The sequence below is a fragment of the Amycolatopsis sp. NPDC059021 genome, from assembly GCF_042739895.1.
Lineage (GTDB): Bacteria > Actinomycetota > Actinomycetes > Mycobacteriales > Pseudonocardiaceae > Amycolatopsis.
On sequence record NZ_JBHYIQ010000106.1, the window covers coordinates 26,976 to 33,578 of the forward strand.

At 69.6% G+C, this 6,603-nt stretch carries 6 protein-coding genes; 4 read left to right on the forward strand and 2 right to left on the reverse strand.

Features of this window, described 5'->3' with window-relative positions; genetic code table 11:
- Positions 1-160: 160 nt before the first annotated feature.
- The 4 genes from ACFWX1_RS40085 (at position 161) to ACFWX1_RS40100 (ending at position 4,538) form a co-directional block, all read left to right on the forward strand.
- Positions 161-1,216, forward strand: a complete 1,056-nt coding sequence (locus ACFWX1_RS40085; protein ID WP_378395088.1) for an alpha-hydroxy acid oxidase — start codon at positions 161-163, stop codon at positions 1,214-1,216.
- The gene (locus tag ACFWX1_RS40090; RefSeq protein WP_378395089.1) at positions 1,213-2,553 is read left to right on the forward strand and encodes a cytochrome P450; all 1,341 of its coding nucleotides are present in this window, start codon (positions 1,213-1,215) and stop codon (positions 2,551-2,553) included. Before ACFWX1_RS40085 ends, ACFWX1_RS40090 begins: the two co-directional genes overlap by 4 nt.
- 132 nt (positions 2,554-2,685) lie before the next feature.
- The gene (locus tag ACFWX1_RS40095) at positions 2,686-3,333 is read left to right on the forward strand and encodes a response regulator transcription factor (protein ID WP_378395098.1); all 648 of its coding nucleotides are present in this window, start codon (positions 2,686-2,688) and stop codon (positions 3,331-3,333) included.
- Positions 3,330-4,538: a sensor histidine kinase gene (locus ACFWX1_RS40100; protein ID WP_378395090.1), complete on the forward strand. Its 1,209-nt coding sequence runs from the start codon at positions 3,330-3,332 to the stop codon at positions 4,536-4,538. The genes ACFWX1_RS40095 and ACFWX1_RS40100 overlap by 4 nt, the downstream gene beginning before the upstream one ends.
- A 160-nt stretch (positions 4,539-4,698) precedes the next feature.
- Here ACFWX1_RS40100 and hisS read toward each other — a convergent pair whose 3' ends face one another.
- Both hisS and ACFWX1_RS40110 read right to left on the reverse strand, forming a co-directional pair.
- Positions 4,699-5,988 (reverse strand): histidine--tRNA ligase, encoded by a 1,290-nt coding sequence (gene hisS / locus ACFWX1_RS40105; protein WP_378395091.1) that lies wholly within the window; start codon positions 5,986-5,988, stop codon positions 4,699-4,701.
- A gap of 42 nt (positions 5,989-6,030) precedes the next feature.
- Positions 6,031-6,423: a hypothetical protein gene (locus tag ACFWX1_RS40110; protein WP_378329467.1), complete on the reverse strand. Its 393-nt coding sequence runs from the start codon at positions 6,421-6,423 to the stop codon at positions 6,031-6,033.
- Positions 6,424-6,603 lie beyond the last annotated feature (180 nt).

Genomic DNA, 6,603 nt, shown 5'->3' on the forward strand with positions numbered 1-6,603 from the left:
GCGGCGAACCGTGTTCGCCGCGAATGAGGAACTCGGTGTCGTGAGTGTGGGACTCGGGCGCTTGAGTGTGGGACTCGCGGCGGCGGGTTCTGAGGGTTTTCTGAGATCGGCGGGGCAGGCTGGCGGCGGAAGCCGACGGCACGGGCCTGAGAGGTGACGGATGCCTGCGATCGCCGATTACGAAGAGGCAGCACGCCAGAAGCTCGAACCGGCGCACTACGACTTCTTCGCGGGAGCCGCGGGCGACGAGATCACCGCGAAGTCCAATGAGACCTCGTTCCGCCGTCTCCACCTTCTGCCCAGGGTTCTCCGGGGGAGCGGCAAACGCGACCTCGCCATCGAGCTGCTCGGCTCGACGGCGTCGATGCCGATCTTGGTGTCCCCCACGGCTTTCCATCGGCTCGCGCACCCGGAGGGGGAGGCGGCCACAGCGAAAGCGGCCGCGGCGGCGGGCACGATCATGATCGTCAGCATGGCCTCGACCATGGCGATCGAGGACGTCGCGGCGGCCGCGCGCGAGGTCGCGCCGGATCCGGCCCTGTGGTTCCAGCTCTACCTTCAGCCCGACCTCGCATTCTCCGAGGCGATCGTGCGCCGCGCCGAACGGGCCGGGGTGAAGGCGCTGGTGGTCACCGTCGACTCGCCGGTCATGGGCAAACGGGAACGCGACGATCGCCACGGTTTCCACGATCTGCCGGCGGGGATGGTCGCGGAGAACATGCGGCATGGTGACACGGGGAGCGTGCGCCCGATCGGGATGTCGGCCGAGTTCTCCTGGGAGCACGTCGAGTGGCTGCGGCGGCTCACCGCGTTGCCGATCCTGCTCAAGGGTGTGCTGCATCCCGAGGACGCGCGGCTCGCGGTGCGGCACGGCGTCGCCGGGCTGGTCGTGTCCAACCACGGCGGCCGTCAGCTCGACACCGTGCCCGCCACGATCGACGCGCTGCCGGAGATCGCCGCGGCGGTCGCGGGCGCCGTCCCGCTGATCCTCGACGGCGGGATCCGGCGCGGCACGGACGTGGCGAAAGCGCTTGCTCTCGGCGCGTCGGCGGTCGGCATCGGGCGCCCGGTGCTGTGGGGTCTCGCGGCGGAGGGCCGCGACGGCGTCGCGCGGGTACTGGAGCAGCTACGGGAGGAATTCGACCATGCGCTCGCGCTGTGTGGCGCGACCTCGCCGCGTGACCTCACCGTCGACCTGGTCCGGGGCCACCGATGAGGCGGCTCGCGCTCAGGGCGCTGCTGGCCGTGCTCGTGGTGACGCTCCCATCCTGGCTGCCGGGACGGATCGTGGCGCTGCGGATGCGGATTTTCGCGCTGGTCAACGGGGACGAGGGGGTGCCGATCCCCGGCGACCGGATCGGGATCGAGGACTTCAAACGGGTCTACGCCGATCCGGCCGCCGGGGGACGCAGCCGGGGCGCCGCGTTGTCGGACCTGTTCTGGTACTGGCTCGAACCGGGTTCCCATGTGCACCAGGAACATCTGGAGGCCGGACCGCGCTACGACGAGGTCGCGAAGACGACGCGGCAGATCCTGGTCAGGACGAAGGCGGAGTCGGAGGAGCTGACCCGGCGGTGCGCGACACGTGTGCTCGGCGAACTCGGCGAGGGCGGGTTCGTCCGGCTGCGGGACGCGATGATGCCGATCTGGGCCGAGCTGTACTACGAGCTGGTGTTCGGCGAACAGTGCCCGGCCGAGGCCCGTGCGCTCATCGTGGCCAACGCCGACGACGTCGTCTCCGCCCTGAAATGTGTGCGCCCGCGTCATATGCGCCGCCGGAAGCGGTTGACCGATTACCTGCGCCGGCGGCTGGACGACGTCCCGCATCCGCTGCCGACACGACTGTCCACTGTGGAGAAGACGTATTACCTGCAGGGCACGTTCTTCAATACCGCCGTGGTGCAGATGTCCGAAGCGATGACCCACCTGCTGATGGTCGTGGCGCGGCATACCGGCGTCCAGGAGCGGCTCGCCGCCGATCCGGACGACGAGGACTACGTCGATCGCGTACTCGACGAATGTCTGCGCGTCTACCCGTTGTTCGGGATCGCGCACCGGATCACCACCGCGGACATCGAACTGGCGCACACCACGATCCCCGAAGGCAGCGTGCTCTGCTTCAGCTACCCGGAATATCACCACGCCGGCTACGAGTGCCCGGAGAAGTTCGATCCGGACCGGTGGCTCAAACTGTCCGCAGTGTCCTATTCGGACGTCAACTTCCTTCCGTTCGGCAGCACGCAGAACCGGCCGTGCCCGGCGCGGGGGCTGGCGCCGGTGACCATGCGTGTCGTGCTGCGGGAGGTGCTCCGGCGCTACACGCTCGCGACGAGTGCCGCGCATACGAGGTCGATTCCGAACCGTGGCCCGTGCCTGCTGACGCCCCGGGAGGCGCCGCGAAGCCGTCGCGGTGCGCTGGCGGTGATGTTCGTGCGGGACCGCTGGGAGGACGTCTGGCGGAGTCTCGCGCAACTGGTCTTCGGTACCTACATGGTGCTCGACGCACGACGGAAACGCTTGTGTGCCACGTACTTCGACGAGGCGGGGCGATGAGCCGATGTCCCGGTGAACGGGACTCGCGCCGGATTCTCGTCCGCCGCCGGACCTCTCTTCGCAGGGTTGAGGGTTCAAGTACGAGGAAATGACTGCCAGTATGAATTCGTGCGCGAAGAGGCAGGAAAGCGTGTGCTCGTGGTCGAGGACGACCGCGAACTGGCCGGGATGCTCGCCGAGTTGCTCACGGACGAGGGCTACGAACCCGTGCTGGCGCACGACGGCCAGCGCGGGCTGCATCTCGGCCTGGTCGGGCGCTACGACGTGATGATCGTCGATCGCAGGCTTCCGGCGATGGACGGGCTGGCGATGCTCGCCGCGCTCCGGCGCAAGGGCGTCACCACGAGGGTGCTGGTGCTGTCCGCGCTGGGCGATGTCGGGGATCGGGTGGACGGGCTGGACGCGGGTGCGGACGATTACCTCGTCAAGCCGTTCGAGACCGAGGAACTGCTGGCGCGGCTGCGCGCGCTCGGCAGGCGGGATCTCGACGACGCGGAGAGTCTCCCGCTCGGCACGGCGGAGCTGGATCTGCGGCGGCACGAGGTGGTGCTGGCCGTCGGGGAACGGGTCACGCTGTCCGGGCGGGAGTTCGAGCTGCTCCGCACGCTGGCCCAGCGGCCGAAGGCCATCCATCCGCGGGAGTCGTTGCGCAGCAACATCTTCGCGGACTCGACCGGCGAGTCCATTGTGGACACGTATGTGTACTACCTGCGGCGCAAGCTCGGCCGGGGCGTGGTGCGCACCGTGCACGGGCTCGGGTACCAGATCGGCGCGGTGTGATCCCCGCGCGCGGGGACCCGGAGGCGCGGGAGCTGCGCCGGGCGCGGCGGCTGGTCGCCGGCGAGATCGCGGTGGTGATCACGCTGCTGGTGTTCGTCTCCGGGGTGATCGCGTTCGCGGTGCTGATCGGCGGTCAGCGGGCGGAGGCCGAGCGCACCCTGGCCTGGACCATCCGGCAGGGGTTGTCCGTGCCGCCGCCGGGCTGTGTGCGGCTGTTCAGCGGCGGTGGCCATGCGCCGCCGGGGCAGCCACCTGCCGGGATGCCGGTGACGGAGTCGTTCGCGCGGGTGCCCGCCGACGGGAACGTTTTCACCGAGACCAGGGAACTGGGCGGGATGGTCTACAGCATCCGCACGGAGAATCACGGCGGGGTGATTTCGCAGGCGTTCTTCGAGCAGATCTACCAGCTCCAGGACCGGTATTCACTGCTCACCGGGTTCGCCGTTGCCGAGGCGCTGGCGCTGGTCGCCGCCGTGGTCACCGGCTATCTGCTGGCGGGCCGGGTGATCCGGCCGCTGGGGGAGGCGTTGCGGCGGCAGCGGACGTTCGTCGCCGACGCCAGCCACGAACTGCGCGCGCCGTTGACGCGGCTGCACACGCGGGCGCAGCTGCTTTCCCGGCGAACGCGCGTTTCGCCGGTGCCGCCCCGGGTGGCCGAGGAGGTCGACCAGCTGGTGAGCGGGACGCGGGAGCTGGGGGAGGTCGTCGACGATCTGTTGCTCTCGGCGCGGTTGCGGGCGGAGCCGCCGCGGATGGAACCGGTCGAACTCGGGGCGCTGGCGGAGCAGGCGGTGGCGGCGGAGGCGGTGCGCGCGGGGGAGCGGAACGTGCGGATCTCGGTGTCGGACGATGGCGGCGCGTACGTCGTGCCGGGGGTGCCGACGGCGTTGCGGCGCGTGCTTTCGGCGTTGCTGGACAACGCGATCGGGCACACGCCGCCGGGCGGGACGATCGAGGTGACGCTGGGTGCCCCGGACGAGCGGCACGTCGAACTGTGCGTGCGGGATTCCGGTGTCGGGTTCGAACAACGGGACGCCGCGCGTCTCTTCGAGCGTTTCGCCCGGGGCACCGACGGTGAGGGACGTCGTTTCGGTCTCGGCCTGGCACTGGTGCGCGAGGTCGTCGCCGGGCACGGCGGCACGATCGCCGCCCGCGGTGTCCCCGGCGCGGGCGCCACCTTCACCCTCCGCTTCCTCCGCGCGTGATCAGCCGCGCATCTCGCGTGATCAGGCGCGCATCTCGCGTGATTGGACGGAGATCTCGCGTGATCAGAGGCGTAACTCGCGAGTTCTCCGTCTGATCACGTGAGTTACGCGTCCAATCACGCGAGTTCCGTCGTGGATCACGTGAGAGCGCCGGTTCGGGTCAGGACAGCAGGGACTGGACGGTGGCGGGGGCGTCGGCGACGGGGACCTGGTGTTGTTCGCGGGTGGCGAGGCTGCGGACGGTGACGTTTCCGGCGGCCCAGTCCTCCTGGCCGACGATGACGACGGCGGCCGCGCCCGCCTTGTCGGCGCGGGCGAGTTCCTTGCCCAGCTTGCGCAGCTCGATCGGCGTCGAGGTGCGGAGCCCGGCACGACGCAGTGACGTCGCGACCTCGCGGGCGGCGTCCGACAGCTCTTCGACGACCGGCACGACCATGACGTCGACCTCGCTGCGCGGGGACGGGGCCAGCTCGTGGGTTTCGAGGAAGTCCATCAGCGTGACGTCGCCCATGCCGAACCCGATGCCCGGGATCTGCTGCGGCGTGAACAGCGACGCGAGGTCGCTGTAGCGGCCGCCGCCGAACAGCGCGCGCCGGTTCTCCGGCGAGGTGTCGAAGACCTCGAACACGGTGGACGTGTAGTACGCCAGGCCGCGCACGATCAACGGCTCGAACCGGACCAGGCTCCCCGCGCTGCTCGCGAGGACCTTGACCAGGTTCGAGCTCTCCTTGACGTGCTCGGGCAGCTCGTCGAGCAGCGCCGTCCCGGCGCCGAGCACCTCGGTGAGCTTCTTGAACTGCTTGTCCGACAGGCCGATCTCGGCGGCGCTCTCCGCGAGCTTTTCGCTGTCGAGCTTCTCCCAGCGGTCGACCAGCGCGAACACCTGCGCCAGGTGCTCCGGGCTGACGCCGACGAGGTCGAGCAGCGCCGAGGACAGCAGGTTCCGGTCGTTGACGCGCACCGCGAACATGTCCGGCGTGGCGCCGAGCGCGGTCATCAGGTCGTGGACCAGCTCGAAGATCTCGATCTCGCAGTTGGCGCTGTCCGAGCCGAAGATGTCGGCGTTGATCTGCCAGTGCTCGCGCACCCGGCCGCGCTGCGGTTTCTCGTAGCGGTGGCAGTTGGGGTGGCTGTACCAGCGGACGGGGAACGACAGCGACTTCGCGTTCCCGGCGATCATGCGCGCGACCGACGGCGTCATCTCCGGGCGCAGCGCGAGGCGGCGGCCGCCCTTGTCGGTGAGCGTGTACAGCTGCTGGTCGGCGATCTCCTGGCCGGACTTGGCCTCGTAGATCTCGGCGGGTTCGAGAATGGGGCCGTCGTACCGGAGGAAGCCGCGACGCTCCAGCACCTCGTAGAGATGGCCGAAAACCTGCGTACGGACGGACATCTCGGCGGGGAGGAAGTCGCGGGTTCCCCTGGTCGGCGCGGTGGGCAGGTATTCAGGCACGTCAGCAAGCTTAACGACCGGGTCCGACAGGTTCGTCAGGCGTCAGGGGAACGCGACGCCGTAGGCGGTCATCAGCATCGCGGCGGCCAGCAACACGGCGCCGCCGGTGGTGACGGCGTGGCCCGCCTTGCCGGGTTTCCCGGCCGCCAGGTTGAGGAACATCCCGCCGGGCTGGGCGAGCACACCGAACAGCAGCAGGAAGCAGACGATCCAGCGGGCGGTGTCGCCGAGTCCGCCGAGGTTGAGGATCTGCAGCGCGGCGAGGGTGAGGACGAGCAGGACGCCGGCGTGCGCGTGCCCGGCGCGGAACATCCCGCGCTGGAACTCGGTCAGTTCGCGGCGGCGCAGTACGCCCATCAGCGCGTAGCCGCCGTACATGACCGTCGGCAGCGAGACCAGCGCGATCACGGTGAACAGCTGAACGGGTCCGTGCATGTCCGGCTCCTTCTCGATCGGGGAGCACAACCATAACACTGTTTTAAAACACTGTCACCAAACTTGACGTACCTCTGCCGTCAAGGCCACCTTATGGGCGTCCGAGCCCCCGGGGGTTGGCGTTTAGGGACGGGGGGGGGGGGGTGGGGGGGTGGGTGGGGTAAGGGTATTTAGGTTGGC